This window comes from Streptomyces sp. AM6-12, from assembly GCF_044327085.1.
Taxonomy (GTDB): Bacteria; Actinomycetota; Actinomycetes; order Streptomycetales; family Streptomycetaceae; genus Streptomyces.
The window spans coordinates 3,156,627-3,183,345 of the sequence record NZ_JBIQWN010000001.1; the positions used below are offsets into that span (position 1 = coordinate 3,156,627).

Below are 26,719 nucleotides of genomic sequence, written 5' to 3' on the forward strand. Positions count from 1 at the left end.
CGGGGCTCAGTCCTTGAAGCCGCGGTGCAGGGCGACGACACCGCCGGTGAGGTTGCGCCAGGCGACCCTGGACCAGCCGGCCTCACGGAGGCGTCCGGCGAGACCGGGCTGGTTCGGCCAGGCACGGATGGACTCGGCGAGGTAGACGTACGCGTCCGGGTTCGAGGAGACCGCGCGGGCGACCGGGGGCAGGGCGCGCATCAGGTACTCGGTGTAGACGGTCCGGAAGGGCGCCCAGGTCGGGTGTGAGAACTCGCAGATGACGACGCGGCCACCGGGCTTGGTGACGCGGTGCATCTCGCGCAGCGCGGCGTCGAAGTCCTGCACGTTGCGCAGGCCGAAGGAGATGGTCACGGCGTCGAAGGTGTCGTCCTTGAACGGCAGCTTCGTCGCGTCGCCCGCGGTGAACGGCAGCCAGGTGTGGCGCTTCTTGCCGACCTGGAGCATGCCGAGCGAGAAGTCGCAGGGCACGACGTAGGCGCCGGTGCGGGCGAAGGGGAGGGAGGAGGTGGCGGTGCCGGCGGCGAGGTCCAGGACCTTCTGCGCGGGGCGGGCGTCGACGGCCTGTGCGACTTCCTTGCGCCAGCGGCGGTCCTGTCCCAGGGACAGCACGTCGTTGGTCAGGTCGTACCGTTCCGCCACGTTGTCGAACATCGAGGCGACTTCGTGCGGCTGCTTGTCCAGGGATGCGCGGGTCACGTCATCATTGTCGCAGCCCGGCATCACAGAGCTGCGGCGGGCTTGCGGATGACAGGCGCCGCTCGCCGCGAGGTGCCGCGCGGCTACCGGCGTCTGAAAAGCAGCCGGCCCCGAATCACCGTCGCCACGCACGTCGACGCCCCCCGCGCCAGCAGCTCCTGCTCGTCCGCGACGTCGAACACGGCGAACGACGCGACCGACCCCCGCTCCCGGCGCGGCCGGACCTCCGGAGGAAGTCCGCACGCCGGCGGGTCCAGGGACGGCACCCCTGCGGCCCGCCCGGACCGGGGCAGCACGTCGAGCCCGGTGCGCCGTACCGCGTCCACCGCCGCCGGCCGCCGCAGCGTGCCCGCCACCGCCACCGTCCCGTGCGCCAGCATCCGCTGCACCCCCCGCCGCGCGCTCCCGCCCCACCGGACGTCGTCCAGCGCGAGACGGGCGAGCGCGTCGCCGGTCAGCGGCTCGGTGCCCAGCTCCCCGGCCTCCCGCGGGTCCGGGTGGTACGCCTCCTCCAGCAGCTCGGGGCCGTGGAGGTTGACGAATCCGGGCGTGAGGATGCCGGGCCACCGCCGCACCCGCGCCCGCGGATAGTCGTCGGCCAGCGGCCCCAACTCCCCGGTACCCACGACCCGTTCGCCCTCGACGGCGAGCGCGTGCCCCCTGGAGTCGGCGTGAATCGTCAGCACGGCGCGCTCAGTTGGCGGAGAGCAGCTTCAGCTCGGGGTGCGCGGTGCCGCCCTCGATCGCCGTGGAGGAGATGTGCGAGACCACGCGGTCGTCGACCGGGTCGTTCGCCGGGTCCTCGTGCACGACCAGGTGCTCGTACGTCGTCGCGCGCTGCGCCGGAACCCGCCCCGCCTTGCGGATGAGGTCGATGATCTCCAGCCGGTTGGAGCGGTGCTTCGCCCCGGCCGAGGAGACCACGTTCTCCTCCAGCATGATCGAGCCGAGGTCGTCCGCGCCGTAGTGCAGGGACAGCTGGCCTACCTCCTTGCCCGTGGTGAGCCAGGAGCCCTGGATGTGCCGCACGTTGTCGAGGAACAGCCGGGCGATGGCGATCATCCGCAGGTACTCGAAGATCGTCGCCTGCGTACGGCCCTTGAGGTGGTTGTTCTCGGGCTGGTACGTGTACGGGATGAACGCGCGGAAGCCGCCCGTGCGGTCCTGTACGTCGCGGATCATCCGCAGGTGCTCGATGCGCTCGGCGTTGGTCTCGCCGGTGCCCATCAGCATGGTGGAGGTGGACTCCACGCCCAGGTTGTGCGCGGTCTCCATGATCTCCAGCCAGCGCTCGCCGCTCTCCTTGAGCGGGGCGATGGCCTTGCGCGGCCGCTCGGGCAGCAGCTCCGCGCCGGCGCCGGCGAAGGAGTCGAGACCGGCCGCGTGGATCCGGGTGATGGCCTCCTCGACCGACACCCCGCTGATCCGGGCCATGTGCTCGACCTCGGACGCGCCCAGCGAGTGGATCACGAGCTGCGGGAAGGCGTCCTTGATGGCCTTGAAGTGCTTCTCGTAGTACTCGACGCCGTAGTCCGGGTGGTGGCCGCCCTGGAACATGATCTGGGTGCCGCCCAGCTCGACGGTCTCCGCGCAGCGGCGCAGGATGTCGTCGAGGTCGCGGGTCCAGCCCTTGGCGGTGTCCTTGGGTGCCGCGTAGAAGGCGCAGAACTTGCACGCCGTGACACACACGTTCGTGTAGTTGATGTTGCGCTCGATGATGTACGTCGCGATGTGCTCGATACCGGCGTACTTGCGGCGGCGTACGGCGTCGGCGGCGGCGCCCAGGGCGTGCAGCGGGGCGTCGCGGTAGAGGGCGACGGCCTCTTCGGGGGTGATCCGCCCACCGGCGGCCGCACGGTCGAGGACGGACTGGAGGTCGGCCTTCTCGGTCACCGGGGCGTCCCTTTCATAAGGGGATGATTCATGGCAGTGCGCGAAGCGCTCGTACAGGGTGGTGGTGGGAGACGGGTGGGCGGACCGGACCAGCCTACGACAGCGCCGTATACGCGCCGATCAGCACCCCGGCGAGGGTTCCGGCCAGCAGGAAGGGACCGAAGGCAACACCCGTCTTCCGCGCGGCCTTCCGTACGGCGACGAGCGCGCCGCCGTACAGGGCGCCGGACAGGACCGCGGTGAAGGTGCCGAGCAGCACCGCTGGCCAGCCGTACCACCCGAGCGCGGCCCCCGCCGACAGGGCGAGCTTGGCGTCCCCGAAGCCCATTCCGGCCGGGTTGACCAGGTGCAGCACGGTGTACGCCGCGCCGAGGACGAGGGCCCCGTACAACGCGGTGGGCCAGTGCCCGGCGTGGCCGGGGAGGAGCGCGGCGATGCCCAGCAGCGCGAGGGTGGCGGCGGCGAGCGGCAGGGTCAGCACGTCGGGCAGCCGCCGTACCCGGAGGTCGATCACCCCCAGCAGCACCCCCGCCGGGGCGAGCAGCGACCAGACCGCCAGCTCGGGCCGGGGACCGGTCGCGGCGGCGAGGGCGGCGCAGACCAGGGCGGTGACGAGGGGAAGCCCCGGACCGGTGGTGGCGGCACACTGTCCGCACGGCGTCCGCCCCACCCAGCCCCGCACCACATGCCCGCCCTCGCACCGGACGCGCCGGGGTTCGCCGTCCGGTACGGCGAGACGGTGGGCGGCGCGGGGCAGCAGCGCGCCGCTGAGCGCGCCCCACAGCAGGGCGCCGAGCGCGAGCAGCGCGGTCACTCCTCGTCCCCCGCGAGCGGCTGCACGGTCCCACCTCTCCCCCGTAGACCACCGCAAGCGTAGTGATTACGGCTGGAGCAGTTCCACCTTCACGTCGGCCGGGAAGCCCGTCGTGGGGCCGATCCGGCGCGCGAACTCGGCGACGGCGCGCAGCTGCGGCTCACCGAAGCTGAAGTCCAGGGTGGTGAAGTACTTGGCGAGGGTCTCCGCGTCGAACGCCTCCCAGTGGGCGGCCTGTTCCGCGACCTTGTCGACCTCCTCCAGGGAGATCTTCTTGGAGTCCAGGAACGCCTGGTGCACCTGGCGGGTGATGAGCGGCTCGCGCTCCAGGTAGTCCTTCCGGGCCGCCCACACCGCGAAGACGAACGGCAGACCCGTCCACTCCTTCCACAGCGTGCCCAGGTCGTGCACGTCGAGGCCGTAGCGCGGGCCGTCGTGCAGGTTGGCGCGCAGGGCCGCGTCCCCGATCAGTACGGCGGCGTCGGCCTCCCGCATCATCAGGCCGAGGTCGGGCGGGCACGTGTAGTACTCCGGCTGGACCCCGAACCGCTCGGACAGCAGGAGCTGGGCGAGCCGGACGGAGGTGCGGGAGGTCGAGCCGAGGGCGACCTTCGCGCCGTCCAGCCGCTCCAGCGGGACCTGGGAGACGATCACGCAGGACATCACGGGGCCGTCGCAGCCCACGGCGATGTCCGGGAAGGCGACCAGGTCGTCCGAGTTCTTCAGGTACTCGACCAGGGTGACCGGGGCGACGTCGAGCTCCCCCTTGATCAGCCGCTCGCTGAGCTTCTCCGGCGTGTCCTTGGTCAGCTGGAAGTCGAGGAGGGTGCCGGTTCTCGCGAGCCCCCAGTAGAGGGGCAGGCAGTTCAGGAACTGGATGTGGCCGACGCGCGGCCGGGTGCGAGAAATGTCCACATCGCGGGACTCTAGCCCTCGGCTGGTACGGTGCTCGGACCGGCCCCACCGTCAAACGGGTTACCGGCTTTCAAACATCTGGGTGAAGTGATCTTTCCCTCTATTGCTTTCGGCTGCCTGCATGCTAGGCTCGCCGCAAGTTGCAGTTTGGTTTCCCTTGCAGTACAGAGCCTGCGGAGCATGTGACCGCGGGCTCTCGTCGTTTTCAGACGAATGCAGTGGTGCAGCACGTTTTCGCACTTGCAGGTTCTGGAGCAGGGCAAACCCTTTTGAGCCCAAGGAGGGCTTATGGCTACCGGAACCGTTAAGTGGTTCAACGCCGAAAAGGGCTTTGGCTTCATCGCCCAGGAGGGCGGCGGCCCCGACGTCTTCGTTCACTACTCCGCGATCAACGCCACCGGCTTCCGCTCCCTCGAGGAGAACCAGCAGGTGTCCTTCGACGTGACGCAGGGTCCGAAGGGCCCGCAGGCGGAGAACGTCACCCCCGTCTGATCACTGCCTGATCGCAGAACCTGAGAGCAGTACCCAAGGAGCCCCGCGCCGTCTTCGGCGACGGGGCTCCTGCCTTTCCTGGGGCCCCGCCGCGCTCCGCTGTGCGCGATTCGTTCATGGCCCACTACGTTCCCCGTCATGACCGCAACCCAGGACCGGCCCCAGGACTCCCCGGACTTCCTCACCGCCACCCGCGCCTTCTACGACACCGTCGCCGAGGACTACGCCGCTCACTTCGCGGATCCCCTCGCCGACAAGCCGCTGGAGCGGGCCCTGCCCGCCGCCTTCGCGGAGCGGGTGGGACCCGGAGCCGCCGTCGCGGACCTCGGCTGCGGCCCCGGCGCCGTCACCGGGCATCTCGCCGTCCTGGGCCTGGGCGTCTTCGGGCTGGACCTCTCCGCCGCCATGCTCGCCGTGGCCCGCCGCGACCATCCCGGTCTGCGCTTCGAGCAGGGCTCCATGCTGGACCTCCCGCTGCCCGACGGCGCCCTCGCCGGTGCCGTCTCCTGGTACTCCTCCATCCACACCCCCGACGAGCGGCTCCCGGACCTGTTCGCCGAGCTGTACCGCGTCCTGGCGCCCGGCGGGCGGCTGCTGCTGGCCTTCCAGACCGGCGAGGAGCCGCGCCGGCTGGAGAACCCCTGGGGCCACCCGGTCTCCCTGGACTTCCGGCGCCGGCGGCCCGAGGACATGATCCGGCTGCTGGCCCACGCCGGGTTCACGCTCGCTTTCCGGGCCGTCCGCGAGCCCGACGACACGCTGGGCGAGGGTGTGGCCCATGTCCCCCAGGCCTTCCTGGAAGTCGTCCGGCCCGGCTGACACCCGCCCGACACCCATCCTGAGCTGCGCGGCCGAGCGGTACTACCGACGGCCTCCCCGGGCCGGGTACCAGGCGGGGACAGCTTGGGGACCGCTTGCCCCAAACATCGGTCGTGGCGTCGGGGAGAGCCCGGCGACCGGAACACGGTCCGTCTCTCACAAGGGGTTGCACATGCGTTCCATCGCACTGCGTACGAAGACGGTTCTGGCGGCTCTGACCGGCGCGGGTGTCCTCGCCCTGGGTGCCGCCGCGGCGCTGCCCGCCACCGGGCTGCACCAGGCCGTCGTGCAGGGCACCAGCAGCCACGCCGGCTCGATTCTGGCCGACGACCGCGGTCCGGGTCTCGTCCACTCCTGACCGTCCGGCCCGCCGCGGCTTCCCCCACCGACGCGAGCATCCCCCCACGAGCGACGACGGCACCGGCCGGGTACCACACCCACCGGTGCCGTCGCCGTGTACGCCGGTACGACGAACCCACCGGCCGGGGCGGCGCCGGACGTGGACCTACAGCCGCCGCCCCGGCTCCGTGACCCCCATCGCGTCGTACAGCGCCCGCGCCTGGGCGTGGTGCCGCTCGGCCGTCTTCTCGTCGTCCAGGGCCCGCGCTGCCTGCGCCATCCCGTGCAGGGCGTACGCGATCTCGATCCGGTAGCCGTGCCGGGAGGCCAGTTCATGGGCCTGGCCGTGCAGTTCCATGGCCCGCTCGGGGGCCCCGCTGCCCAGGTGGACCAGGCCGACCACGTTGGACACCGTCGCCTGCCGCAGCGCCGTGCCCTCCGCGGAGACCAGGTCGAGCGCCCGCTCGGCGTGCTCCGCGGCCGAGCGCACATCGCCGAGCCGCTGGCAGACCCGCGCCCAGTGGGCGAGGACCACCGCGACATTGGCGGGCTGGCGGGACTCGTCGCACAGCTCCAGGGCCTGGGCGAGGCAGGCGCGGGCCCGTTCGTCCTCGCCGCTGCCGAGGTGGGCGAGGGCGAGGAAGGTCAGCGAGTGGATCTCGTTGCTGCGCTCGCCCAGGCGGCGGTTCAGCTCGGTGGCGCGGGCCGCGTTGCGCGCGCCCTCGGCGTGGTGCCCGGTCCAGATCTGCACGGTGGCGAGGTTGACCAGCGCCTCCGCCTCCATCCGCGCCACCCCCAGTTTGCGGTGCAGCGCGATGCCCTCGTCCAGATAGGCGCGGGCCTCCTCGAAATTGCCGAGGGAGCCGTGCAGCAGCCCGAGCATGTCCAGGCACATCGCCTCGGAGCGCGGATCGCTGCCGCGGGACAGCTCGAGGCCCTCCTGGGCGGTGGTGATGCCGTCCTGGAAGTCGCCGAGCCACCAGTGCGCCACGGCCAGGTTGCACAGGCTGATGCCGAGCAGCCCGGGGTCCTCCAGCTGGCGGCAGGCGGCCACCCCGATCCGGCCGACGACCCGGAACTCCTCGTACCGGCCGCGCAGGTCGAGGTAGAAGAGGAGGTTGCGGGCGAGCAGGGCGGCCGGGCGGTGCAGGCCCTGGGTGCCGGCCTGGGCGACCACCGCGAGCAGCGCCTCGTACTCCCGGTCGAACCAGCGCAGCGCCTGCTCGCCGTCGTCCAGCCGGGGCAGGACCGGTTCGCCCGTGCCCGGCGCGTCGCTGTAGCGGTTGCGGCCGGGGAACAGGGTCTCGCAGGCCCGGTCGGTGCTCTGGATGTAGTACGCGACCAGGCGCTCGACGGCCGACTCCTCGTCGTCCTCCACCTCGCGCACGCTGAGCGCGTACGTGCGCACCAGGTCGTGGAAGCCGTACAGCCCCGCCTCGTGCTGCTCCAGCAGGTGCGCGTCGAGCAGGCACTCCAGCAGGTCCTCGGCGTCGTGGCCGTCGGTGCCGAGCAGGGCGGCGGCGGAGGGCACGTCGATGGCGCTGCCGGGGTGCAGCCCGAGCAGCCGGAAGGCGCCGCGCTGGTCCTCGTCCATCGCCTGGTACGACAGTCTGAGCGTGGCCTCCACGCTGCGTTCCCCGGCGCTCAGCTCGCGCAGCCGCCGGGTCTCGTCGGCGAGCCGGTCGACCAGGTACTGCACCGTCCAGCGGGGCCGGTTGCGCAGCCGGGCGGTGGTGATCCGCAGGGCGAGCGGCAGCCCCCCGCACAGCCGGGCCAGCCGGTCCACGGCCCGCGGCTCGGCGGCGGTGCGGTCGGCGCCCAGCATCCGGGTGAGCAGGGTGGCGCTGTCACCGGCCGACAGCAGGCCGAGCGACAGCCACTCGGAGCCGTCGAGGTCGAGCATCCGCACCCGGCTGGTGACGATGGCGAGGCAGTCCTCGGAGGCCGGCAGCAGCGGCCGCACCTGTGCGGCGTCAGCGGCGTTGTCCAGCAGGAGGAGCAGCTTCCGCTGGGCGGAAACGGTTCGCCAGAAGGTGGTACGGCGCTCCAGATCGTCCGGTATCCGCTCGTCCGGGATGCCCAGCGTGTGGAGTAAGGAGTGCAGGACCGCCCCCGGCTCCTGGGCCTTCTCGCCGGGGCTGAAGCCGCGCAGGTCCACGAAAAGCTGGCCGTCGGGATACTCCGGGGCCAGCAGGTGGGCGGCGTGCACCGCGAGCGCGGTCTTGCCGCTGCCGCCCATGCCGTCCACGCCGACGATCCGGGTGCCGCCGGTGGCCGGGGCGCAGCCCACGGTGACCAGCCGGGCCAGTTCCTCGTCCCGGCCGGTGAAGTCCGGCAGGTCGTAGGGCAGGGTGCAGGGCGCGGGCTCGGTGCCGGAGCTCTGGGTGGTGTAGGGCGCGGGGACCAGCAGGGCGGCGCGGTCGGACACCGACTGCGGTACGCGGGCGGCGACTTCGGGGCTGTCGCGCAGGATCGCCTCGTAGAGCCGGGTGAGTTCGGCGCCGGGATCGATGCCCAGCTCCTCCACCAGCAGGTCGCGCACCCGCCCGAACTCCTCCAGCGCCTCGGCCTGCCGCCCGGCCCGGTACAGGGCCAGCATCAGCCGCCCGCGCAGGGTCTCCCGCAGCGGGTGGGCGGTGACCAGCTCGCGCAGCGGGCCGATCAGTTCGCCGGACTGGCCCAGCTCAAGCTGGAGTTCGAAGTACTGCTCGGCGACCGCCATGTGGCGTTCTTCGAGCGCCGCGGAGGCGGCGCTGATCACGGAGCCGCCGGAGCCCGCCATCACCGGGCCCCGCCACAGCTCCAGGCAGGAGCGCAGATGCCCGACGGCGTCCTCGGGCCGGCCGGCCGCCACCGCCTGCCGGGCCTGTCTGGACCGCTCGGTGAACTCGTAGAGGTCGAGCTGGTTTTCACCGAGCATGGCGCGGTACCCGGCGCCATCGGTGACGATCAGGGCCGCGCCGTCCGGGATGTGGGTGCGCAGGGCTGCAACGCACTTGCGGATCTGGTGACTTGCCGTCTGCGGCGGCTCGTCGTCCCAGGCCGCGGCGATCAGCCGGGACATCGGCACCATGCGGCCGGGTTCGAGCAGCAGGGTGACCAGCACCCGTTCCTGGGTCGGACTGCCGAGCCTCAACCGGCGCTGCCCGCACCAGCCTTCGAGCGAGCCGAGGATGTTGAAGCGCACGACAGGACGACCGGATGCCGCCGATTCCACGAACCCGTCCCCTCCGCCCCGCCGCGCCGCCCGGCCCGAGATGTTCGGGACCACCCTAGGTTGTACCCGAACGGGCAACACGGAGGAGGCGATTCCGGCTACCTGGGGTCTTTCTCGGCCCTGGCGAACAGGCTAACCACCTCAGGCGATCTGGAGGAGGGTCGAACGCGCATCCCTCATGAGGGCGGGGTCATGCCGCAAGATAGCGCTCTCAACGCGGCGCAGCGCGGGCGAGGGCTGGATGCCGAGTTCCTCGTCCAGCTGGCGGCGCATCCGGCGGAACACGTCGAGCGCGTCCGCCTGCCGGCCCGAGCAGTACAGGGCGATCATCAGCTGCTCGCAGAACCGCTCGCGCAGCGGGTGGTGGGTGTGCGCCTCGGCCAGCTCCGCGAGGACCGCCGCATGCCCTCCGAGCCGCAGTTCCGCGTCGAAACGCAGCTCCATGGCCCGCATCCGGTACTCCTCGTACCGGGCCCCGGCGAGCTGGCACAGGGGTCCGCCGGGGAACCCGCCGAACACCGGCCCCCGCCACAGCGCGAGCGCCCGGCCGAGCATCCTGGCGGTGCCCTCCGCGTCGTACGCGGACGCCGTTTCCGCCTCCCGTACGGTCCGTACGAACTCGGCGGCGTCCACCTCTCCCTCCTCCACGGTCAGCCGGTATCCGGAGGGATGAATCGTCACTCGGGATACCGGACGACCTGGTTCCAGGGCTTTCAGCTTGCGCCTGAGCCTGCTCACGTGCGCTTGGAGGGCGTTGGCCTGGTTGTCGGGTACGGCCTCGCCCCACATCTCTTCGACCAGGCTCTCCCCGGAGACCGGCTGCCCCTCGCTGACCAGCAGCGTCTGTACGAGGGTGCGCTGGAGGTCGCCGCTGATCTCCGCCGGGCCGGACACGGTACGGACCTGTAGTGCCCCGAGGATCGAGAACTTCAGCATCCTTTGCTCCGCCTCCTGTTGACGTCGCTGGCGTCGTCGTCCTTCTTCCGGCGACGTATCAACAGTGGGGCGCGCTTCTACCGGTTCGATACCGATCCGGTCCCCGCGGCTGGAATCAGCCCGCCCCGCCCGCGACCAGCTCGCCCAGCGAGGTCACCCGCTGGGCGGCGCGCGCCGGGGAGTCGGCCTGCACCACGAGGTATCCGGGCAGGCAGCCGCCGTGCACCGGCACGAACCGGACATCCGGCAGCGGCTGCCGTCCGCCGGGCGGGCGGCTGGATTCCGCCGCCGCGGCGAATCGTTCCGGCCGTACCGCCTCCACGAGCTTTCCGGCCAGTACCCGGACGGCTCCGGCGGCGAGGTCGAATCCCCCGGCGACCCTGAGGAGTTCGGGGATCGGATCGTCCCCGAGCCCCGCCCGGCACCCGGTGATCACCGGCCCCTGCCGGGTCAGCGTGACCCCGGTGTGCGCGGGCCCGTACTGGTACCCGGTCAGGTCGAGCAGGGCGGTCACCACGGCCCGTACCTCCGCCGCGGTGTCCTCCGTGAGCGGCGCCGGGGAGAGCAGGCCGTACGGCATCCGGGCCGTGATCCCCACGGTCTGGTGCATGCCGTGCACGCTCAGCGTCTCCACGGTCAGCCGGGGCGCGCCGGAGAGCGCACCGGCGTCCGGCGACAGCCGGTTGTCCCGGACCAGGCGCTGTACGGCGTCCTGGTCCGCCAGCAGCCGCAGGGCGCGCGCGGGGTTGACGAACAGCCCGGCCGCCGCGGCCTCCTTCAGGAGGGGCCGCAGCGCGGACTCGTCGTGCGTGTCGGCCCAGGCCGACCGCACTTGAACACCGGCCTGCTGCGCCTCCCGCAGGAGGCGCGCTTCCGGGTTCAGCAGGAAGATCCGGCTGACGTCGTTGTCTTCTTTCATACCTCTGCTCGGATGACGAAGTCGGCGAGGGTGGAACGGCAGGCTACGAGCGGGCGTTACCGATCCGGTCCCGGACGGTTCCCCGGCATTTGGTTGCGGGCACGACGCCCCGTACGCTACCGGTCCCTTCCTCTCGCCGACCCGTCATTGCCTCACCTCGCCGGTACGCGGGCAACTGTCAGAAAGGATGCCCAGGTTGCGGGGGTGACAGTGAGGTGGGCTGCGGGAGATTTGGAGTCGCGGATGTGGACGGCGGCGGGAAGCGCGGCGACCTCGACGCAGTCGCCGCCCAAATGGCTGCTGTAGCTCGACTTGCGCCAGACAGGTCCGCCGGTGGTGCTCATGGCTACTCCGCTTTCTCCGCGCCCAGGAAGGCGGCCCAGGCGGAGGGGGTGACGGTGAGGTGGGGGGCGGTGGGGCGCTTGGAGTCCCGGATGTGGATGGCGGTGGGGTGCTCGGCGACCTCGACGCACTCGCCGCCCGTGCCGCTGCTGTAGCTGGACTTGCGCCAGGCGTAGGAGAGTTCGACGCACTCGCCGCCCTCGCCGCCGCTGTAGCTGGACTTGAACCAGGTCCGGCTCTCGGTGTTCATAGCTTCTCCACTTTCTCCGCGATCAGGGCGCGGGATTCCTTGGGAGTCAGTGCCATCGCGCGCATGATCCCATAGCGGTCGGCGATCTTCCGGACGTCGTCACGGTTGATGATCAGCTGGGGATGGCCCTGTGCTTCCAGGTACGCCACCTGCTCGTGTCCCTTCGGTACTAGAAGGTTGAACGCGCCGTCCATGTTGGGGTGTTCCTCGCAGCCTGTGGGCATCACCTGGATCTCGACGTTCTGCCTGTCCCCGATGGCCAGCAGGCGCCGCAGCTGATCGGCGTGCACCCGTGGGCCGCCGATCGGCCGGTCGAGGATCGCCTCTTCGAGGACATAGCTGACGATGGGCGCGGGCCAGCGCTCGAAGACCTGCTGTCGTGAGAGTCGGTCAGCCACCCGCTTCTCGATGGTCTCCTCGCTGAGGAACGGTCGATGCTTGGCGAACAAGGCCCGCGCGTGAGCCTCGGTCTGCAAGAGACCCGGTACGGCGTGGGTGGCGTAGAAGTGCAGCTCCACCGCCTCCCTCTCCATCTCGGCCTGGCCCCGATACCAGTCCGGGTGCCGGGTCCGCGCCCGGCGCATGGCGTCCTCCACGTCGGGGATGACCGTGGTCAGCATCCCCTGGGCGTCGAGGATGGTGTCGGCCTTGACCAGGAACTCCGGCCTGGGGGTGCGTACGCCCCGCTCCATGGCCGAGATGTGGTCGGGGCCGTAGCCGACCCGGTTCCCGAACTCCGTCTGACTGAGCCCTGCCCGCTCCCTCAGTAACTTCAGCTGCCTGCCCAGCGCGGTGAAGACGCCGGCCGATCCGTTCTCCTGCGCAGGAGTGTCCGGCCGCCGCTCTTTCTCGTCTACCACTCCGTCCTCCGTTCATCCCGTACACGCGCCGACAAGTGCCCGTACGACTACGCAGAGTCGCCGGGTCCCTCCTGGTCAGAGTAGGGAGAACCGGCCACGCTCGGTGATGTGAATCTGGAAATCTCCACCCCCCTGAAAGAGTTGATCCAGCGCCTGAGCGCCACCCCGCGCGGGGCGCGACTGGCCCGACGGCTCACCGGCACCTCGCTCGACACCTGGGGTTATCCCTATGACGGCGTGCTGAACACCACCGCCCAGCTCCTCGCCTCGGAGCTGGCGACCAACGCCGTCGTCCACGGCCGGGTGCCCGGCCGGGACTTCGAGCTGCGGCTGACCTTGCTGCCGCATGAGGACACGCTGCGCATCGAGGTGAGCGATACGCGGGGCGACCGGCCGCTGCGGGTCCTGCGGGCGGCGCCGGGGGACGAGCACGGCCGGGGCCTGGTGGTCGTGGACGCGCTGGCCCGGACGTGGGGCGTGCGCGAACGCGTCGTGGGCAAGACGGTGTGGGCCGAGATCCCGCTCGCCGGGCCGCCCCGCTGAGACGGGGCCGCCGCGGTTACCGGTCACCGCCCTAGGAGTGGTGACCGCGGCGGGGCCTCGGCGCCGTGGCCGTCGGCGCCGTTGCCGTCGGGGCCGGGCGGGGCGGCGGCGGGTGCGCGGGCCAGCAGGCAGGCGCGCGGCCTGTCCGCCCGCCCGCCGGGCTCCTGCTCCAGCCGCGCGGTGACGACGAGTCCGGCCTCCTCCAGCAGCCCGGCCACGCGGTCCAGGGGCAGGAGGTGGGACTCATAGACCGGGTGGCCGTAGCCCTGGGTGGGCCGCAGCCGCTCGTCGCCGACGTAGTCGCCCCAGAGGAGGTGGCCGCCGGGGGCGAGCGCGCGGTGGAACTCGGCGAACAGCGCGGGCAGCCATTGCGGGGGCGTGTGGTGGGTGGCGTACCAGGTGAGGATGCCGCCCAGCTCGCCGTCCCCCGTCTCCAGCGCGGTCATCGAGCCAACGGTGAACCGCAGCTCCGGGTGCGCCTGCCGGGGCAGCGCGATCATCTTCGGCGACAGATCGACGCCGAAGGCGGGCAGCCCGAGCCCGGCGAGGTACGCCGTCACGCGTCCGGGCCCGCACCCCGGATCCCCGACGGCCTTGTCCCCCCGCACCAACTCCGCGAAGCCGCCAGCATGGTGCGTGGCCGGGCGTCCGGTTCGTCTGACGCTTCCGGCAGTGATACTGAAGTACGTTCCGCGACCGGAAGGCGGCAGCGGTGAAGTACCCCGTCCGTGAAGGACTGGCGCAGGCGCGGCGCTCCGCCGTGCACCTGGAGATGCGGGACCGGTACACCCCGGACGACCCCGAGTTCGCCCGCTGGCGGGCGGGGCACCGCTATGCCGGCGATCCTGACAACCTGCCCGACTGGTGGGGCTCCTGGCGGGACCTCGTGGTTGGGACGACGGCCCGCGGGGTCGTGATGCGACGCGCCCGTGTCGTCTCCGAACCCGGCACCGATCACATCCGGTACGAACACGACATGACGTTCGCCAACGTGGCGGCCGGCGAATCCGTCCGCCGGCTGCCCCGCACGGAGCCGGCCGTACTGGACCTCGTGAACACGGCCTTCGAGACGGTGCGGGCACGCGCCATCGCGCACGAGGACTACGAGCCGATCTGACCATGCCCGCCTCAGGATCATCGGATCAGCGGCGATGCGACCGCCCTGGGGACATGGCTGGACGACCGGGCCTACGCGGGGTCCGGGGGACGCCGGTGGGGCGGTGCCGGGCGTCGTCGCGTCCGGCGCCGCCCCGGTGGTGCGGGGTCCGGGTCAGCTGTGGTTGTAGGTGACCGAGAAGTTCTCGCCGCCGCTCAGCGCGGAGGTGGTCGCCTTGGTGGTGCTGCCCGACGCCATGTCGATCTTGTCCGGCGAGTAGTTGCCGATCGCCTGGCCGTTGGCGGTGGCGTTGGTGAAGTTCGCGGTGCCGAAGTTCGACAGCGGCAGCACACCGGTGGAGCTGGACGGCGCCTCGGCTATGACCTCGGCGGAGGCGTTGGACAGACCGCTCTGCGTCTTGGTGGTGGTCTTCGTCCAGCCCTTGGTGGTGTCCTTCAGGGTGAGCGTGTACGTCGAGCCGCTGCGGGTGATCGTGGAGGTGAAGTGGTCACCCGCGCTCACCGCGTTGCTGTAGTTGACGGGGTACGCCGGGTACATCTCGTACCAGGACGAGTACACAGCCTGCCCGCTGGAGCAGTCCGCCTCGGTGCCCGTCTGCTCCACGGAGTTGCTGCCGTCGCCGTCGATGCCGATCCAGAACGACGAGTACGTGGTCTTGCTGGTGCAGCTGACCGCCGGCTGCACCCAGCTCGCGGAGACGCTGGTGAACGTCGTACCGGTCGCCGCGTAGCCGGCCCAGTTGGAGCTGGTGCTGTTCCTGATGCCACCGACCAGGTGGTGGCTGGTGATGTGACCGCTGACCGGGGTCATGCGCAGCGCCGGCGCGGCGACGGCGGCCGCGGGGGAGGTCGCCAGGGCCGACAGGACGGCGGCGGCGACGGCTGTGGCTGCGGTGAGGCGGATCGTGGCAGACATGCTGCTCCTTATCGCGGGTCTCGCGGTGCAGACGTGACTGGCGGCCACCAGTGGGGGGAACGTGCGCCCGTGGTTGTCAGTGTGCAGTCAACACGTGTCCCGTTGTCACCCGGCATCCGGGTTTTCACAGCAAAGGTCCTGCCAAGAGCCTTCTACAAAAGGAGTGTTGAAGGAGAAACCGGCCAGGCGCGCCGGGCCACCGCGGCGTTCACACCCCGTCGTACAGCCCCTCCACCTCCCGGCCGAAGTCCGCGAGGATCCGCGCGCGCCGGAGCTTCATGGAGGGCGTGAGATGACCGGCCTCCTCCGTGAAGTCGACGGGCAGGACGGTGAAGCGGCGGATCGACTCGGGGCGGGAGACGAGCCGGTTGGCGTCGTCCACGGCGCGCTGGAGCACGGCCCGCAACTCGGGGTCGCCCGCGACCAGTTCGGGCGGCACCGGGTGCTTCCCGTTCATCCGCCGCCAGTGCACGACACCCTCGGCGTCGAGGGTGAGCAGGGCCGCGACGTACGGGCGGTCGTCGCCGACCAGGATCACCTGGGAGATCAGCGGGTGCTGACGCAGCCAGTTCTCCAGCGGGGCGGGGGCGACCGACTTGCCGCCGGAGGTGATGAGGAGTTCCTTCTTGCGGCCGGTGATGGTGAGGTAGCCGTCGTCGTCCAGCTCGCCCAAGTCCCCGGTGGGCAGCCAGCCTTCGCGGGTGGCGGGGACGACACCGCCGGCCTGTGGGTCCCAGTAGCCGCGCAGCACGTGGTCACCGGAGACGAGGATCTCCCCGTCCGCGGCGATGCGCACCCGCGTGCCGGGAAGCGGCCAGCCCACCGTGCCCAGCCGGGGTTTGAGCGGGGGCGTGACGGTCGTCGCGCCGGTGGTCTCCGTGAGGCCGTACCCCTCGTAGACCTCGATGCCCGCACCGGCGTAGAACGCGGCCAGGCGGCGTCCGAGCGGGGAGCCGCCGCAGATGACGTGCCTGACCCGGCCGCCCAGCGCCGCGCGGATACGGCGGTAGACGAGGGGGTCGTAGAAGCCGCGCTGGGTCTTCAGCGCGCGGCCGGGGCCGCCGCCGGTGCCGCTCTGGCGGCCCTGGACCGCCTCGCCGTAGCGCCGGGCGACGACGGCCGCACGGTCGAAGACCGCCCCCCGGCCGCCCGACTGGGCCTGCGCACGCGCCGAGTTGAAGACCTTCTCCAGCATGTACGGGATGGTCAGCAGGGCGGTGGGCCGGAAGGCGGCGAGGTCGGGCAGCAGGTCCGCGGCCTTGAGGCTGGGCGCGTGCCCGAGGCGGACGCGGGCACGGAGGCAGGCGATGGCGACCATGCGCCCGAAGACGTGCGAGAGGGGGAGGAAGAGGAGGACGGACGGGTCGTCGTCGTGCTGCCGGAAGACGGGGTGGAGGAGTTCGATCGCGTTGTCCACCTCGGCGAAGAAGTTGCCGTGCGTCAGGGCGCAGCCCTTGGGGCGGCCGGTGGTGCCGGAGGTGTAGACGAGGGTGGCCAGGGTGTCGGGCCCGAGCATGCCGCGCCGCACCCCTGTCTCGCCCTCCGGCACCGGCGCCCCCGCGTCGGCCAGCCGCTCCACGTGCCCCTTCTCCATGACCCACAAGTGCCGCAGGTCCGGCAGGTGTTGCAGCTCGGGACCGAGGGCGGCGGCCTGGGCGGCGGTCTCGGTCACCAGGGCGACGGCGCCGGAGTCGTGCAGGATCCACCGGGTCTGGAAGACGGAGGAGGTGGGGTAGACGGGGACGGTGACGAGGCCCGCGGCCCAGGCGGCGAAGTCGAGCAGCGTCCACTCGTACCTCGTACGCGCCATGATCGCGATCCGGTCGCCGGGCGCCAGCCCCTCCGCGATCAGCCCCTTGGCGACGGCCAGCACCTCCCCGGCGAACCGCGCGGCGGTGACGTCCGCCCAGCGGCCGTCTCCGAGCCTGCGGCCGAGCACCACCGCGTCCGGGTGCCCGGCGGCGTTGTCGAACGGCAGGTCGGCCAGCGACCCGTGGGTCACCGGCGCCGCGACGGGCGGTACGACGGCCTCCCGTACGGCCCCGTCGAGGCGCCGGGTGTGGGGCGCGACGAGCAGCGGGCGGCCGTCGTAATCGACGGCGGGTACCGGGGGGTTGCGGGGGTGGAGGGGGGACACGTGCGGCTCCTCGGACGGGCGGCGAGGCATGCACCGGCGCCCGGAGCGCGCGGCGAACGAGCTGAGGTGTTACCGCCGGTCAGGCGAGTGATCGTACGGGCCCGTCGTGGGGGTTTCGTGCGGTTCCGGGGTTGGTCCGGGGACGGGGCTGTGCGGGGCTGTTGCAGCTTCCGGCACTGGCCCACCTCGACTTACCTGCGGTAACTTTACCGCTGGGCAAGCGATCTGTTCCCGTCTTCGGGGGGTTTGATGCCGACCGTCCTCGACCGGGCACCGGCGCTGGGGCCGCTGCTGCTGGCCGGCGCGGTGCGCTCGCTGGGCAAGCGGCCGTCGGCGGGGGCGCCGTACCCGGACACGCGGCTGGTGCTGCGCGGGGTGCGCGCGGAGCCGGACCGGCTGGCGCGGTACGCCCGCCTGTGCGGTTTCCCCGCCGCCGGCACCCTCCCCCTCCCCTACCTTCATGTCCTCGCGTTCCCCCTGGCCATCCGGCTGCTCGGCGCGCGGGACTTCCCGCTCCCGCTGCCGGGGCTGGTGCACACCTCGATCACCCTCGCCCGGCACGCGCCGCTGCCCGCACGGGAGCCGTACGAACTCACCGTGCACGTCTCGGGGCTGGCCCCGCACCGGCGCGGGACGGAGGCGACGGTGGTGACGCGGGCGCGGCGGGCGGGGGCGTTGGTGTGGGAGTCGACCAGTACGTATCTGTGCCGGCACGGGACGGGGGTGGACGGTATGCCCGCGGCCCTTCCAGGCCCCCTTCCGGAGGAGACGGCTCCGCTCCCGGCCCTCGCCGAGTGGTCGCTGCCCGCGAACCTGGGCCGCGCCTACGCCGCCGTCTCGGGCGACCGCAACCCCATCCACCTCACCCGCCTCACCGCCCGCCCCTTCGGCTTCCGCCGCGCCATCGCGCACGGCATGTGGACGGCGGCGCGGTGCGTGGCGGAGCACGGGGACGCCGGCTCGGCACGGGTGGAGTTCCGGGCGCCGGTGCCGCTGCCGGGGGTGGTGCGGTACGGGGCGTCGCCGGCGGGCGACCGGTTCGAACTGCGGGGCGGGGACGGCCGGGTGCAGGTGTCGGGGACGGTCGGCGGGGTGCCGTAGGAGGGTGGAGGGCGGCTCGGGGCGCTCGGGGCCGGTCGGGGCTGGTCGGGGCGGCCGGGGCTGGTCGGGGCGGCCGGGGCTGGTCGGGGCGGCCGGGGCTGGTCGGGGCGGCCGGTAAGAGACGCCCCACGTACCCTCGTCCCCATGCTGCTAGCCGCCATCCCCTCCCCCTCGGTGAACGGTTTCCACCTCGGGCCCCTGTACATCCACTTCTACGGCCTGATGTACGTCGTGGGCATCGGTCTCGCCGTCCACCTGGGCCGGCGCCGCTGGCAGGCCGCGGGCGGCGACCCGGCGCTGGTGGAGGACGTCGCGATCTGGGGCGTGCCGTTCGGCATCCTCGGCGGCCGGATCTACTTCGACCTGACGACCCCGGCGGCCATCCCCCCGCACTGGTGGGGCCCGGTAGCGGTGTGGGACGGCGGTCTGGGCATCTGGGGCGGCGTCGCCCTGGCCACGGCCGTCTGCGTGTGGCGGCTGCGGCGGGCCGGTGCCTCGGTCCCCGGCATGATGGACGCGCTGGCCCCCTGCCTGCTGATCGCGCAGGCCATCGGCCGGATCGGCAACTACTTCAACCAGGAGCTGTTCGGCGGCCCGACCAGCCTCCCCTGGGGCCTGGAGATCGACCCCGCGCACCGCCCCGCCGGCTACCTCCAGAACGCCACCTTCCACCCCACCTTCCTCTACGAACTGATCTGGGACCTGCTCCTCGCGGCCGTCCTGATCCGCCTGGGCCGCAGCGGCAGGGCCCGCCCCGGCGGCCTGTTCCCCCTGTACGTCACCGGCTACTCCGCCTTCCGCATCTTCGAGGAGTCGCTGCGCGTCGACTACTCGCAGTACTTCCTGGGCCTGCGCCTCAACTTCTACATCGCGTCCCTGACGGCCCTCGCCGGCCTGGTGTGGTTCGTCCTGCTGCAACGCCGCAGGGCGCCGCGGGAGGCGGACGCGGAGATCGCGGAGCCCGCGGAGGCCGGGGAGACGGGGGTCAGGGCCGGCTGAGCGGTGCCACGCCCGGCGGGGCCCAGCGGTTGCCGGACATCAGGTTGCCCAGGCCGGACCAGGCGAAGTTCATCAACGTCTCGGAGGCTTGGGCGGCGGTGGCGGACGGGGTGGTGTTGGTCCAGTCGGCCAGGGATTCCGCCGAGCCGACCAGGGCGACGGCGAGGCCGGCGAGTTCGTGGGCCGGGAGGTCGCGGGAGTGCGGGGACTCCTGGGCGGCGGCCGCGATCAGGCGGGTGACGAACGCGGTCATCTCCGTGCGCAGGGCGTCGGCCTCGGCGGCGAACCTCGGGCCGTGGGTGCGGGCCTGGAGGTGCAGGACGGTCCAGCCGTCGGGGTGCTCGGCGGTGTAGGCGAAGAACGCCCGGACGCCGTCCCAGAGTTGGCGGTCGGCGGGCGAGGAGGGGCGGACCGCCGCGCGCACGGCCCGTGTCAGGGCGGCGGCCTCGCGGCGGATGCACGCGGTGAAGAGGTCGTCCTTGGAGTGGAGGTAGAGGTACACCAGCGGCTTGGAGACGCCCGCGAGTTCGGCTATCTCGTCCATCGACGCGGCGGTGTACCCGTGCCGGGCGATGATCCGCACGGCGGCGTCGAGCATCTGCCGCTCGCGCTCCGCCCTCGGCATCCGTCTGGTCCTGCCGCCACTCATGGGGGCAAGCCTAGAGGGACGCCGGAACTGCGACCCGGCCTTTGACGATCTTGATATTCCCCGCAGCCGTCAACAGGTGGCTACGACGGCTGGCTCTGGGCCCGCGCGGCGTCGTCGGCGATGTCCTCCTGGCTGCGGTTCGCCTCCAGGTTCGCCTTCATGCGGTCGACCCGGCCGACGACCTTCATCGAGGCCCGGTCCCGCTCCTTGCGCAGCGCCACCCAGCTGATCGGCGCCGAGATGACCAGGGCGAGCAGAGCGATCCACAGGCCGTTGGAGTTGCCGAAGCCGCGCGGGAAGATGCCGGAGTAGACGGCTCCCCAGACGACCAAGAGGCAGCCCGCGAAGATACCGAGGCGCATCAGCGTGTAGCGGAGCATCTCAATCCACTCGTCCGATTCCAAAAGGGGTCATCGTCCAGTGAAGCACGCCGCGCGGGCGATCATGCAGCGGGGTCGGCGGGCCGGACGGTCACCCGAGCGGCAGCAGCATGAAGATCTCGTCGCGGTCGTCGCCGGGGGCGACGCGGACGGCGCCGGGGACGCGGCCGACCTCCTTGTAGCCGCAGGAGCCGTAGAACCGTTCCAGCCCGTGGCCGCCCCGGCAGGACAGGCGGATCGCCTCGATGCCATCGGTCGCGCGGGCCGCGTCCTCGGCGGCGGCCAGCAGGTCGCGGCCGTACCCCTTGCCCTGGTGGCGGGGGTGGACCATGACGGAGTACAGCGAGAGCCAGTGGGCGGCCAGGTGCTGCGGGTTCCCGGTGAGGAACGCGGCGGCGAGGGGCGTGCCGCGCTCGTCCCGGCCGACGAGGAGCCGGGTGCGGCCCTCGGCCATGTGGACGAGGTGACGCACCAGCTCGGGCCGTATCTCCTCCCGGTCGACGGGAGCGACGAATCCGACCGCGCCGCCCGCGTTCGTCACGTCCGTCCAGAGGTCGAGGAGGCCGTCGCGGAGGGCGGGGGTGAAGGGCGGTTCCAGGGTGAAGGTAAGGGACACTGAGGCAGTGTAATCATTACCCCAGGGTGCGGGCAGCGGTTTTCAGATCGGCGAGAAAGCCCTGATAGGCGGCATCGCGGTCGTCGGCGCGCAGCACGGACGACGGGTGGACGGTGGGGAGCAGGCGCTCGGGACGGCCGTGGATGTCCCGCTCGATGACGGTGCCGCGGACCTGGCCGACCCGGAAGGCGGATCCGAGGAGCGCCTTGCCCGCGGTGGCGCCGAGGATGATGATCAACTCGGGTTGGACAAGGGCCAGTTCCCGCGCCAGCCAGGGGGCGCAGGCGGTCATCTCGCGCAGGCTGGGGGCGCGGTGGATCCGCCGCTTGCCGGGCTCGGTCTGGGCGAACTTGAAGTGCTTGACCGCGTTGGTGACGTACGCCTGCGCCGGGTCCAGGCCGGCCTCCTCCAGCGCCTTGTGCAGCAGATGCCCGGCCGGCCCCACGAAGGGCCTCCCCTGCCGGTCCTCCTGATCACCGGGCTGCTCCCCGACGAGCATCACCCGCGCGCCCTCGTCCCCCTCCCCGAACACCGTCTGCGTGGCAGGCCCGTGCAACGGACACCCCCGGCACCCGGCCGCCGCCTCCCGCAACACCCCGAGCCCCCCACGGGCCGGCACGAAGGGGGCGGCGGTGTAGGCGTCCTCGGGGGCGGGATCGGGGGCCATGACCGCCGGGTACCCAGGGGGCGGGGGCGGCGAACGGAGAGGCTCCGGTCGGGATGGTCAGAGGCGCATCGGCTGGGGGGAGTCCCGGCGGGCCGGGTCCGCGGGGGCGTACTCGCGGATGATCTCGTAGCGCGTGTTGCGTTCCACGGGGCGGAAGCCGGCGTCGCGGATGAGGTCCAGGAGGTCCTCGCGGGTCAGCTTGTTCGGGGTGCCGTAGTTGTCCGCGTCGTGGGTGATCTTGTACTCCACCACCGAGCCGTCCATGTCGTCCGCGCCGTGCTGGAGGGCGAGCTGCGCGGTCTGGACGCCGTGCATGACCCAGAAGACCTTCACGTGCGGGACGTTGTCGAACAGCAGCCGGGAGACCGCGAAGGTCTTCAGCGCCTCCGCGCCCGTCGCCATCGTCGTCCGCGCCTGGAGCCGGTTGCGGACCTTGCCGTCCTTCATGTCCACGAAGTCGTGCTGGTAGCGCAGCGGGATGAAGACCTGGAAGCCGCCCGTCTCGTCCTGGAGCTCGCGCAGGCGCAGGACGTGGTCCACCCGGTGGCGGGGCTCCTCGATGTGGCCGTACAGCATCGTGGCCGGGGTCTTCAGACCCTTCTCGTGCGCCAGCCGGTGGATCCGGGACCAGTCCTCCCAGTGGGTCCGGTGGTCCACGATGTGCTGGCGGACCTCCCAGTCGAAGATCTCCGCGCCGCCGCCGGTCAGCGACTCCAGCCCCGCGTCGATCAGCTCGTCCAGGATCTCGGAGGCCGAGAGACCGGAGATCGTCTCGAAGTGGTGGATCTCCGTCGCCGTGAACGCCTTGAGCGAGACGTTCGGCAGGGCCGCCTTCAGCTCGCGCAGCGACCGGGGATAGTAGCGCCACGGCAGGTTCGGGTGCAGCCCGTTGACGATGTGCAGCTCGGTGAGGTTCTCCGACTCCATCGCCTTCGCGAGCTTCACGGCCTCCTCGATCCGCATCGTGTACGCGTCCTTCTCCCCCGGCTTGCGCTGGAAGGAGCAGTACGCGCAGGAGGCCGTGCACACGTTCGTCATGTTCAGGTGCCGGTTGACGTTGAAGTGCACGACGTCGCCGTTCTTGCGCGTCCGCACCTCGTGCGCCAGACCGCCGAGCCAGGCGAGGTCGTCCGACTCGTACAGCGCGATGCCGTCCTCGCGGGTCAGCCGCTCACCGGAGCGGACCTTCTCCTCCAGCGCGCGCTTGAGCCCGACGTCCATGCCAACACCTTTCTACGACAGCTCGGCCTACGGTATCCCTAGACCTCTTCGGGCAGCTCCCCGACCCGGTTCTCCCACTTCGTGGACAGCACGATGGTGGTACGGGTGCGCGAGACGCCCTTGGTCCCGCTGAGCCGGCGGATGATCCGCTCCAGGCCGTCCACGTCGGTCGCGCGCGCCTTGAGCATGAAGGAGTCGTCGCCGGCGATGAACCAGCAGTCCTCGATCTCCTTGAGGTCCCGCAGCCGCTGCGCCACGTCCTCGTGGTCGGCCGCGTCGGAGAGCGAGATGCCGATCAGGGCGGTGACGCCGAGGCCCAGGGAGGCCGCGTCGACCGTGGCGCGGTAGCCGGTGATCACACCGGCCGCCTCCAGCCGGTTGATGCGGTCGGTGACGCTGGGTCCCGACAGTCCGACGAGGCGCCCCAGCTCCGCGTAGGAGGCCCGGCCGTTCTCCCTCAGGGCCTGGATGAGCTGCCTGTCCACCGCGTCCATGCGATCGAAGCCTTCCGCTGAAGAGTTCTCGAGTGATGAGGGGTAGAGCGCTACTGCTGGGTGGTGCCGATGCCGGGTGCCGCCGCTGCCGAGTGGTGCCGGGTGCCGCTCACTGCCCGCTGCCGCCGCCCAGTTCACCCCGCCAGCGCCGGTACAGCCCGTGCTCGACGCCCGCCGCGTCCAGCACCCGCCCGGCGACGAAGTCCACCAGGTCCTGGATGTGCGTGGCACCCGCGTAGAAGGCGGGCGAGGCGGGGACGACCGAGGCGCCGGCGTCGTCCAGGGCGACGAGGTGCCGCAGGGTCTGGCCGTTCAGCGGGGTCTCCCGTACGGCGACGACGAGCGTCCGGCGTTCCTTCAGGGTGACGCTCGCCGTGCGCTGGAGCAGATCCTTGGACAGCCCCAGCGCGACCCCCGCCACACAGGCCGTGGAGGCGGGCACGATGAGCATGCCCTTCGCCGGGTACGACCCCGAGGACGGGCCCGCCGCGAGGTCGCCCGCGCTCCAGTACCGCACCCCGCTGACGTCCGCGTCGAAGGTCCCCGGCTTGCCGTCGGCGCCACGGGCCAGCCATTCCCGCAGGTCGTCCTGCCAGTGGGCGTCCCGGAACGAGATCCCCGTCTCGTCCAGCAGCGTCAGCCGGGAGGCCCGGCTGACCACCAGGTCCACGGCCTCCCCCGCCGCCAGCAAGGCCCGCAGCACGGCAGCCGCATACGGCGTCCCGGAAGCACCGGACACCCCCACGATCCAAGGCACGCGCCGCGTTTCTCCTGCGTTCACACCTTGAGCGTACCGGCGCGCCCAGCCGGGACCGGGCCGGGTGGGGGGGCAAGCCGGGGGCGTGGGCGCCCGGTTCAGACGCTCAGGCCCCGCACCAGCAGGTCCAGCAGGGCACACACGAAAAGGGCGATCCCGATGAAACCGTTGACGCTGAAGAAGGCCCGGTTGAGCCGGGACAGGTCGTGCGGGCGCACGATCCAGTGCTCGTACAGGAACGCGCCGGCCACGATCACCAGGCCGAACCAGAAGAAGACGCCCGCGTGGGTGGCGAGGGCGTACCAGACGAACAGCGCGGTGGTGACCGTATGGCAGGCGCGGGCGCCCCAGATGGCGGCCGGGATGCCGAAGCGGGCCGGGACCGACTTCACGCCGATGGCGCGGTCGGTCTCCACGTCCTGGCAGGCGTAGATCAGGTCGAAGCCGCCGATCCAGACGCCGACGGCGAGGCCCAGGATCACCGCGTCCCAGGACCAGCTGCCGGAGATCGCCAGCCAGCCGCCGATGGGGCCCATGGCCTGGGCGATCCCCAGGATGGCCTGCGGGAAGTTCGTGAACCGCTTCCCGTAGGGGTAGACCACCATCGGGATCACCGCGATGGGCGCGAGGGCCAGGCAGAGCGGGTTCAGGAGCGCCGCGGCGCCCAGGAAGACCACCAGCGCGACCAGCGCGCCGGTCCAGGCGTGCCGTACCGACATCGCGCCGGTCACCAGCTCGCGGTGGGCGGTGCGCGGATTGCGGGCGTCGATCTCCCGGTCGATGATCCGGTTCACCGCCATCGCGAAGGTGCGCAGGCCGACCATGCAGACGGTGACCAGGAGCAGCCGGACCCAGTGGATGTTCCCGTCCAGCTCGTACATCGCCGTCAGGGCGGCGATGTAGGCGAAGGGGAGCGCGAAGACCGAGTGCTCGATCATCACCAGGCGCAGGAAGGCGCGGGTGCGGCCCGGCCGCGGGATCGTCGGGGCAGCGGTACTCACAGTCCGTATTCCTTCCAGCGGCGGTCGACCAGGGCCGCCGTATCCGGGTCCGACAGGACCATCTCCGGCCACCCGCCGTCGCGCGTGTAGCCCTCCTCCGGCCATTTCCGGGTGGCGTCGATCCCGGCCTTGCCGCCCCAGAACTGCTGGTAGGAGGCGTGGTCGAGGTGGTCGACGGGGCCTTCCACGACCGTGAGGTCACGGGCGTAGTCGGTGTTGCCGAGGGCGCGCCAGGCGACCTCGTGCAGATCGTGGACGTCGCAGTCGGCGTCCACGACCACGATCAGCTTGGTGAGGGACATCATGTGCGCCCCCCAGACGGCGTGCATGACCTTCTGCGCGTGCTTCGGGTACTTCTTGTCGATCGAGACGATCGCGCAGTTGTGAAAGCCGCCGGCCTCGGGCAGGTGGTAGTCCACGATGTCCGGGATGATGATCTTCAGCAGGGGGAGGAAGAAGCGTTCCGTGGCGCGGCCGAGCGGGCCGTCCTCCGTGGGGGGCCGGCCCACCACGATCGACTGGAGCAGCGGGCGCTTGCGCATCGTCACGCAGTCGATCTTCAGCGCGGGGAACGGCTCCTGGGGCGTGTAGAAGCCGGTGTGGTCGCCGAAGGGGCCCTCGGGCAGCATCTCGCCCGGCTCCAGCCAGCCCTCCAGGACCACCTCGGCGCTGGCCGGGACCTGGAGCGGGACGGTCTTGCAGTCGACCATCTCGATCCGCTTGCCCGCGATGAACCCGGCGAACAGGTACTCGTCGATGTCGCCGGGCAGCGGCGCGGTGGAGGCGTAGGTGACGGCCGGGGGGCAGCCGAAGGCGATGGCCACGGGCAGCCGCTCGCCCCGGCGCGCGGCCACCTGGTAGTGGTTGCGGCTGTCCTTGTGGATCTGCCAGTGCATGCCGATGGTGCGCTTGTCGTGGCGCTGGAGGCGGTACAGGCCGAGGTTGCGGACACCGCTTGCGGGGTCCTTGGTGTGGGTCAGGCCCAGGTTGAAGAAGGAGCCGCCGTCCTCGGGCCAGGTGAACAGCGCGGGGAGCCGGTCGAGGTCGACGTCGTCGCCGTGCAGCACGACCTCCTGCACGGGCGCTTCCTTGATCTTGCGCGGCGGCACGTGCGCCATCGCCCCCAGCTTGCCGAACGCCTCGCGCACGCCGACGAAGCCGTGCGGCAGCTCGGGGCGCAGCAGCCCGCCGATCTTCTCGGAGATCTCGTCGTACGACTTCAGGCCCAGCGCCTTGAGGAGGCGGCGGTCGGTGCCGAAGACGTTCATGGCCAGCGGCATCGCCGAACCCTTGACGTTCTCGAACAGCAGCGCCGGGCCGCCGGACTTCTGCACCCGGTCGACGATCTCCCCGATTTCCAGGTAGGGGTCGACCTCGGCCTTGATGCGCTTGAGGTCTCCCTCGCGCTCCAGGGCCCGGAGCAGGGAGCGAAGATCGTCATAAGCCATGCCCCCCAGTATCGGCCACCCACCCCCCGGCCCCCGTCACCGGGCCCGGCCCTGGGGGGAGCGGGTCCGCCCGTACCCCCGTGGTCACTGTCCGTTAATCACTTCCCCGTTCGGCCTGCCACCCGTTCCGTTGAAATGGAACCGACGGGCATGTCTCCGCCGCCTCCCACGGCATTGCC

Annotated in this window: 30 protein-coding genes; 7 read left to right on the forward strand and 23 right to left on the reverse strand. The window is 71.7% G+C overall.

Annotation, left to right across the window (positions count from 1 at the left end):
* Positions 1-6: 6 nt before the first annotated feature.
* The 5 genes from ACE4Q9_RS14200 to ACE4Q9_RS14220 form a co-directional block, all read right to left on the reverse strand.
* Positions 7-699: a demethylmenaquinone methyltransferase gene (locus ACE4Q9_RS14200; RefSeq protein WP_397984602.1), complete on the reverse strand. Its 693-nt coding sequence runs from the start codon at positions 697-699 to the stop codon at positions 7-9.
* An 83-nt stretch (positions 700-782) separates the two neighbouring features.
* Positions 783-1,385: a hypothetical protein gene (locus ACE4Q9_RS14205; RefSeq protein ID WP_397984603.1), complete on the reverse strand. Its 603-nt coding sequence runs from the start codon at positions 1,383-1,385 to the stop codon at positions 783-785.
* Between the two features lie 7 nt (positions 1,386-1,392).
* Complete coding sequence (gene mqnC / locus ACE4Q9_RS14210; protein WP_397984604.1) at positions 1,393-2,592, reverse strand: cyclic dehypoxanthinyl futalosine synthase; 1,200 nt, start codon at positions 2,590-2,592, stop codon at positions 1,393-1,395.
* 94 nt (positions 2,593-2,686) lie between these two features.
* Positions 2,687-3,406, reverse strand: a complete 720-nt coding sequence (locus ACE4Q9_RS14215) for a prepilin peptidase (protein WP_397984605.1) — start codon at positions 3,404-3,406, stop codon at positions 2,687-2,689.
* A gap of 66 nt (positions 3,407-3,472) precedes the next feature.
* Positions 3,473-4,321 carry a menaquinone biosynthetic enzyme MqnA/MqnD family protein gene (locus tag ACE4Q9_RS14220; RefSeq protein ID WP_397984606.1) on the reverse strand — a complete coding sequence of 283 codons (849 nt, stop codon included), beginning with the start codon at positions 4,319-4,321 and terminating at the stop codon, positions 3,473-3,475.
* Positions 4,322-4,609: 288 nt separating this feature from the next.
* Between ACE4Q9_RS14220 and ACE4Q9_RS14225 the strand changes: the two genes are divergently transcribed.
* The 3 genes from ACE4Q9_RS14225 to ACE4Q9_RS14235 all read left to right on the forward strand — a co-directional run bounded on the left by ACE4Q9_RS14225 (position 4,610) and on the right by ACE4Q9_RS14235 (position 5,990).
* Positions 4,610-4,813 carry a cold-shock protein gene (locus tag ACE4Q9_RS14225; protein WP_004984723.1) on the forward strand — a complete coding sequence of 68 codons (204 nt, stop codon included), beginning with the start codon at positions 4,610-4,612 and terminating at the stop codon, positions 4,811-4,813.
* A 138-nt stretch (positions 4,814-4,951) separates the two neighbouring features.
* Positions 4,952-5,632: a class I SAM-dependent methyltransferase gene (locus ACE4Q9_RS14230; RefSeq protein ID WP_397984607.1), complete on the forward strand. Its 681-nt coding sequence runs from the start codon at positions 4,952-4,954 to the stop codon at positions 5,630-5,632.
* A 172-nt stretch (positions 5,633-5,804) separates the two neighbouring features.
* Complete coding sequence (locus ACE4Q9_RS14235) at positions 5,805-5,990, forward strand: hypothetical protein (RefSeq protein WP_397984608.1); 186 nt, start codon at positions 5,805-5,807, stop codon at positions 5,988-5,990.
* 147 nt (positions 5,991-6,137) lie between these two features.
* On the opposite strand, the gene ACE4Q9_RS14240 is transcribed toward ACE4Q9_RS14235, so the two are convergent.
* From ACE4Q9_RS14240 to ACE4Q9_RS14265, 6 genes are all read right to left on the reverse strand, one after another.
* Positions 6,138-9,158: an AfsR/SARP family transcriptional regulator gene (locus tag ACE4Q9_RS14240; RefSeq protein WP_397984609.1), complete on the reverse strand. Its 3,021-nt coding sequence runs from the start codon at positions 9,156-9,158 to the stop codon at positions 6,138-6,140.
* A gap of 171 nt (positions 9,159-9,329) precedes the next feature.
* Complete coding sequence (locus ACE4Q9_RS14245) at positions 9,330-10,124, reverse strand: BTAD domain-containing putative transcriptional regulator (RefSeq protein ID WP_397984610.1); 795 nt, start codon at positions 10,122-10,124, stop codon at positions 9,330-9,332.
* Positions 10,125-10,239: 115 nt separating this feature from the next.
* Positions 10,240-11,043 carry a hypothetical protein gene (locus ACE4Q9_RS14250; RefSeq protein ID WP_397984611.1) on the reverse strand — a complete coding sequence of 268 codons (804 nt, stop codon included), beginning with the start codon at positions 11,041-11,043 and terminating at the stop codon, positions 10,240-10,242.
* A 152-nt stretch (positions 11,044-11,195) separates the two neighbouring features.
* Positions 11,196-11,387, reverse strand: coding sequence for a DUF397 domain-containing protein (locus ACE4Q9_RS14255; RefSeq protein WP_397984612.1), 192 nt, complete (start codon positions 11,385-11,387; stop codon positions 11,196-11,198).
* A gap of 2 nt (positions 11,388-11,389) precedes the next feature.
* Positions 11,390-11,635, reverse strand: a complete 246-nt coding sequence (locus ACE4Q9_RS14260) for a DUF397 domain-containing protein (RefSeq protein ID WP_397984613.1) — start codon at positions 11,633-11,635, stop codon at positions 11,390-11,392.
* The gene (locus ACE4Q9_RS14265) at positions 11,632-12,495 is read right to left on the reverse strand and encodes a helix-turn-helix domain-containing protein (protein WP_397984614.1); all 864 of its coding nucleotides are present in this window, start codon (positions 12,493-12,495) and stop codon (positions 11,632-11,634) included. The genes ACE4Q9_RS14260 and ACE4Q9_RS14265 overlap by 4 nt, the downstream gene beginning before the upstream one ends.
* Before the next feature lie 108 nt (positions 12,496-12,603).
* Here ACE4Q9_RS14265 and ACE4Q9_RS14270 point away from each other — a divergent pair, with 108 nt between their 5' ends.
* Complete coding sequence (locus ACE4Q9_RS14270; protein ID WP_397984615.1) at positions 12,604-13,038, forward strand: ATP-binding protein; 435 nt, start codon at positions 12,604-12,606, stop codon at positions 13,036-13,038.
* 23 nt (positions 13,039-13,061) lie between these two features.
* Here ACE4Q9_RS14270 and ACE4Q9_RS14275 read toward each other — a convergent pair whose 3' ends face one another.
* Positions 13,062-13,715 (reverse strand): class I SAM-dependent methyltransferase, encoded by a 654-nt coding sequence (locus tag ACE4Q9_RS14275; RefSeq protein WP_397987209.1) that lies wholly within the window; start codon positions 13,713-13,715, stop codon positions 13,062-13,064.
* A 35-nt stretch (positions 13,716-13,750) separates the two neighbouring features.
* On the opposite strand from ACE4Q9_RS14275, the gene ACE4Q9_RS14280 reads away from it, so the two are divergent.
* Positions 13,751-14,155, forward strand: coding sequence for a DUF6879 family protein (locus ACE4Q9_RS14280; RefSeq protein ID WP_397984616.1), 405 nt, complete (start codon positions 13,751-13,753; stop codon positions 14,153-14,155).
* A gap of 153 nt (positions 14,156-14,308) precedes the next feature.
* Here the strand turns inward: ACE4Q9_RS14280 and ACE4Q9_RS14285 are convergent, their stop codons facing one another.
* Both ACE4Q9_RS14285 and ACE4Q9_RS14290 read right to left on the reverse strand, forming a co-directional pair.
* Positions 14,309-15,070 carry a G1 family glutamic endopeptidase gene (locus ACE4Q9_RS14285; RefSeq protein ID WP_397984617.1) on the reverse strand — a complete coding sequence of 254 codons (762 nt, stop codon included), beginning with the start codon at positions 15,068-15,070 and terminating at the stop codon, positions 14,309-14,311.
* Between the two features lie 208 nt (positions 15,071-15,278).
* The gene (locus tag ACE4Q9_RS14290; RefSeq protein ID WP_397984618.1) at positions 15,279-17,237 is read right to left on the reverse strand and encodes an AMP-dependent synthetase/ligase; all 1,959 of its coding nucleotides are present in this window, start codon (positions 17,235-17,237) and stop codon (positions 15,279-15,281) included.
* Between the two features lie 219 nt (positions 17,238-17,456).
* Between ACE4Q9_RS14290 and ACE4Q9_RS14295 the strand changes: the two genes are divergently transcribed.
* On the forward strand, positions 17,457-18,308 hold the full coding sequence (locus ACE4Q9_RS14295; protein ID WP_397984619.1) for a MaoC family dehydratase: 852 nt from the start codon (positions 17,457-17,459) through the stop codon (positions 18,306-18,308).
* A 144-nt stretch (positions 18,309-18,452) separates the two neighbouring features.
* Positions 18,453-19,307, forward strand: coding sequence for a prolipoprotein diacylglyceryl transferase (gene lgt / locus ACE4Q9_RS14300; protein WP_397984620.1), 855 nt, complete (start codon positions 18,453-18,455; stop codon positions 19,305-19,307).
* Here lgt and ACE4Q9_RS14305 read toward each other — a convergent pair.
* The 9 genes from ACE4Q9_RS14305 to ACE4Q9_RS14345 all read right to left on the reverse strand — a co-directional run bounded on the left by ACE4Q9_RS14305 (position 19,294) and on the right by ACE4Q9_RS14345 (position 26,540).
* Positions 19,294-19,956 (reverse strand): TetR/AcrR family transcriptional regulator, encoded by a 663-nt coding sequence (locus ACE4Q9_RS14305; protein ID WP_397984621.1) that lies wholly within the window; start codon positions 19,954-19,956, stop codon positions 19,294-19,296. The two genes, lgt and ACE4Q9_RS14305, sit on opposite strands and share 14 nt — an antisense overlap.
* An 80-nt stretch (positions 19,957-20,036) precedes the next feature.
* On the reverse strand, positions 20,037-20,336 hold the full coding sequence (locus ACE4Q9_RS14310) for a DUF4229 domain-containing protein (RefSeq protein ID WP_397984622.1): 300 nt from the start codon (positions 20,334-20,336) through the stop codon (positions 20,037-20,039).
* Between the two features lie 91 nt (positions 20,337-20,427).
* Positions 20,428-20,952, reverse strand: coding sequence for a GNAT family N-acetyltransferase (locus ACE4Q9_RS14315; protein ID WP_397984623.1), 525 nt, complete (start codon positions 20,950-20,952; stop codon positions 20,428-20,430).
* 16 nt (positions 20,953-20,968) lie between these two features.
* Complete coding sequence (locus tag ACE4Q9_RS14320) at positions 20,969-21,619, reverse strand: UdgX family uracil-DNA binding protein (RefSeq protein WP_397984624.1); 651 nt, start codon at positions 21,617-21,619, stop codon at positions 20,969-20,971.
* A gap of 57 nt (positions 21,620-21,676) precedes the next feature.
* Positions 21,677-22,840: an aminofutalosine synthase MqnE gene (gene mqnE / locus ACE4Q9_RS14325; RefSeq protein ID WP_397984625.1), complete on the reverse strand. Its 1,164-nt coding sequence runs from the start codon at positions 22,838-22,840 to the stop codon at positions 21,677-21,679.
* A 38-nt stretch (positions 22,841-22,878) separates the two neighbouring features.
* Positions 22,879-23,334, reverse strand: a complete 456-nt coding sequence (locus tag ACE4Q9_RS14330) for an Lrp/AsnC family transcriptional regulator (RefSeq protein ID WP_397984626.1) — start codon at positions 23,332-23,334, stop codon at positions 22,879-22,881.
* Positions 23,335-23,443: 109 nt separating this feature from the next.
* The gene (locus tag ACE4Q9_RS14335; RefSeq protein ID WP_397984627.1) at positions 23,444-24,091 is read right to left on the reverse strand and encodes a UbiX family flavin prenyltransferase; all 648 of its coding nucleotides are present in this window, start codon (positions 24,089-24,091) and stop codon (positions 23,444-23,446) included.
* 98 nt (positions 24,092-24,189) lie between these two features.
* Positions 24,190-25,092: a menaquinone biosynthesis prenyltransferase MqnP gene (mqnP, locus tag ACE4Q9_RS14340; protein WP_397984628.1), complete on the reverse strand. Its 903-nt coding sequence runs from the start codon at positions 25,090-25,092 to the stop codon at positions 24,190-24,192.
* Positions 25,089-26,540, reverse strand: a complete 1,452-nt coding sequence (locus ACE4Q9_RS14345) for a menaquinone biosynthesis decarboxylase (protein ID WP_397984629.1) — start codon at positions 26,538-26,540, stop codon at positions 25,089-25,091. The genes mqnP and ACE4Q9_RS14345 overlap by 4 nt, the downstream gene beginning before the upstream one ends.
* Between the last annotated feature and the right edge of the window lie 179 nt (positions 26,541-26,719).

Coding starts and splice junctions, on each gene's coding strand:
- ACE4Q9_RS14225 (WP_004984723.1), top strand. CDS start 4,610: ATGGCTACCGGAACCGTTAAGTGGTTCAACGCCGAAAAGGGCTTTGGC.
- ACE4Q9_RS14230 (WP_397984607.1), top strand. CDS start 4,952: ATGACCGCAACCCAGGACCGGCCCCAGGACTCCCCGGACTTCCTCACC.
- ACE4Q9_RS14235 (WP_397984608.1), top strand. CDS start 5,805: ATGCGTTCCATCGCACTGCGTACGAAGACGGTTCTGGCGGCTCTGACC.
- ACE4Q9_RS14245 (WP_397984610.1), bottom strand. CDS start 10,124: ATGCTGAAGTTCTCGATCCTCGGGGCACTACAGGTCCGTACCGTGTCC.
- ACE4Q9_RS14250 (WP_397984611.1), bottom strand. CDS start 11,043: ATGAAAGAAGACAACGACGTCAGCCGGATCTTCCTGCTGAACCCGGAA.
- ACE4Q9_RS14255 (WP_397984612.1), bottom strand. CDS start 11,387: ATGAGCACCACCGGCGGACCTGTCTGGCGCAAGTCGAGCTACAGCAGC.
- ACE4Q9_RS14260 (WP_397984613.1), bottom strand. CDS start 11,635: ATGAACACCGAGAGCCGGACCTGGTTCAAGTCCAGCTACAGCGGCGGC.
- ACE4Q9_RS14285 (WP_397984617.1), bottom strand. CDS start 15,070: ATGTCTGCCACGATCCGCCTCACCGCAGCCACAGCCGTCGCCGCCGCC.
- ACE4Q9_RS14290 (WP_397984618.1), bottom strand. CDS start 17,237: ATGCCTCGCCGCCCGTCCGAGGAGCCGCACGTGTCCCCCCTCCACCCC.
- ACE4Q9_RS14295 (WP_397984619.1), top strand. CDS start 17,457: ATGCCGACCGTCCTCGACCGGGCACCGGCGCTGGGGCCGCTGCTGCTG.
- lgt (WP_397984620.1), top strand. CDS start 18,453: ATGCTGCTAGCCGCCATCCCCTCCCCCTCGGTGAACGGTTTCCACCTC.
- ACE4Q9_RS14305 (WP_397984621.1), bottom strand. CDS start 19,956: ATGAGTGGCGGCAGGACCAGACGGATGCCGAGGGCGGAGCGCGAGCGG.
- ACE4Q9_RS14310 (WP_397984622.1), bottom strand. CDS start 20,336: ATGCTCCGCTACACGCTGATGCGCCTCGGTATCTTCGCGGGCTGCCTC.
- ACE4Q9_RS14320 (WP_397984624.1), bottom strand. CDS start 21,619: ATGGCCCCCGATCCCGCCCCCGAGGACGCCTACACCGCCGCCCCCTTC.
- mqnE (WP_397984625.1), bottom strand. CDS start 22,840: ATGGACGTCGGGCTCAAGCGCGCGCTGGAGGAGAAGGTCCGCTCCGGT.
- ACE4Q9_RS14330 (WP_397984626.1), bottom strand. CDS start 23,334: ATGGACGCGGTGGACAGGCAGCTCATCCAGGCCCTGAGGGAGAACGGC.
- ACE4Q9_RS14345 (WP_397984629.1), bottom strand. CDS start 26,540: ATGGCTTATGACGATCTTCGCTCCCTGCTCCGGGCCCTGGAGCGCGAG.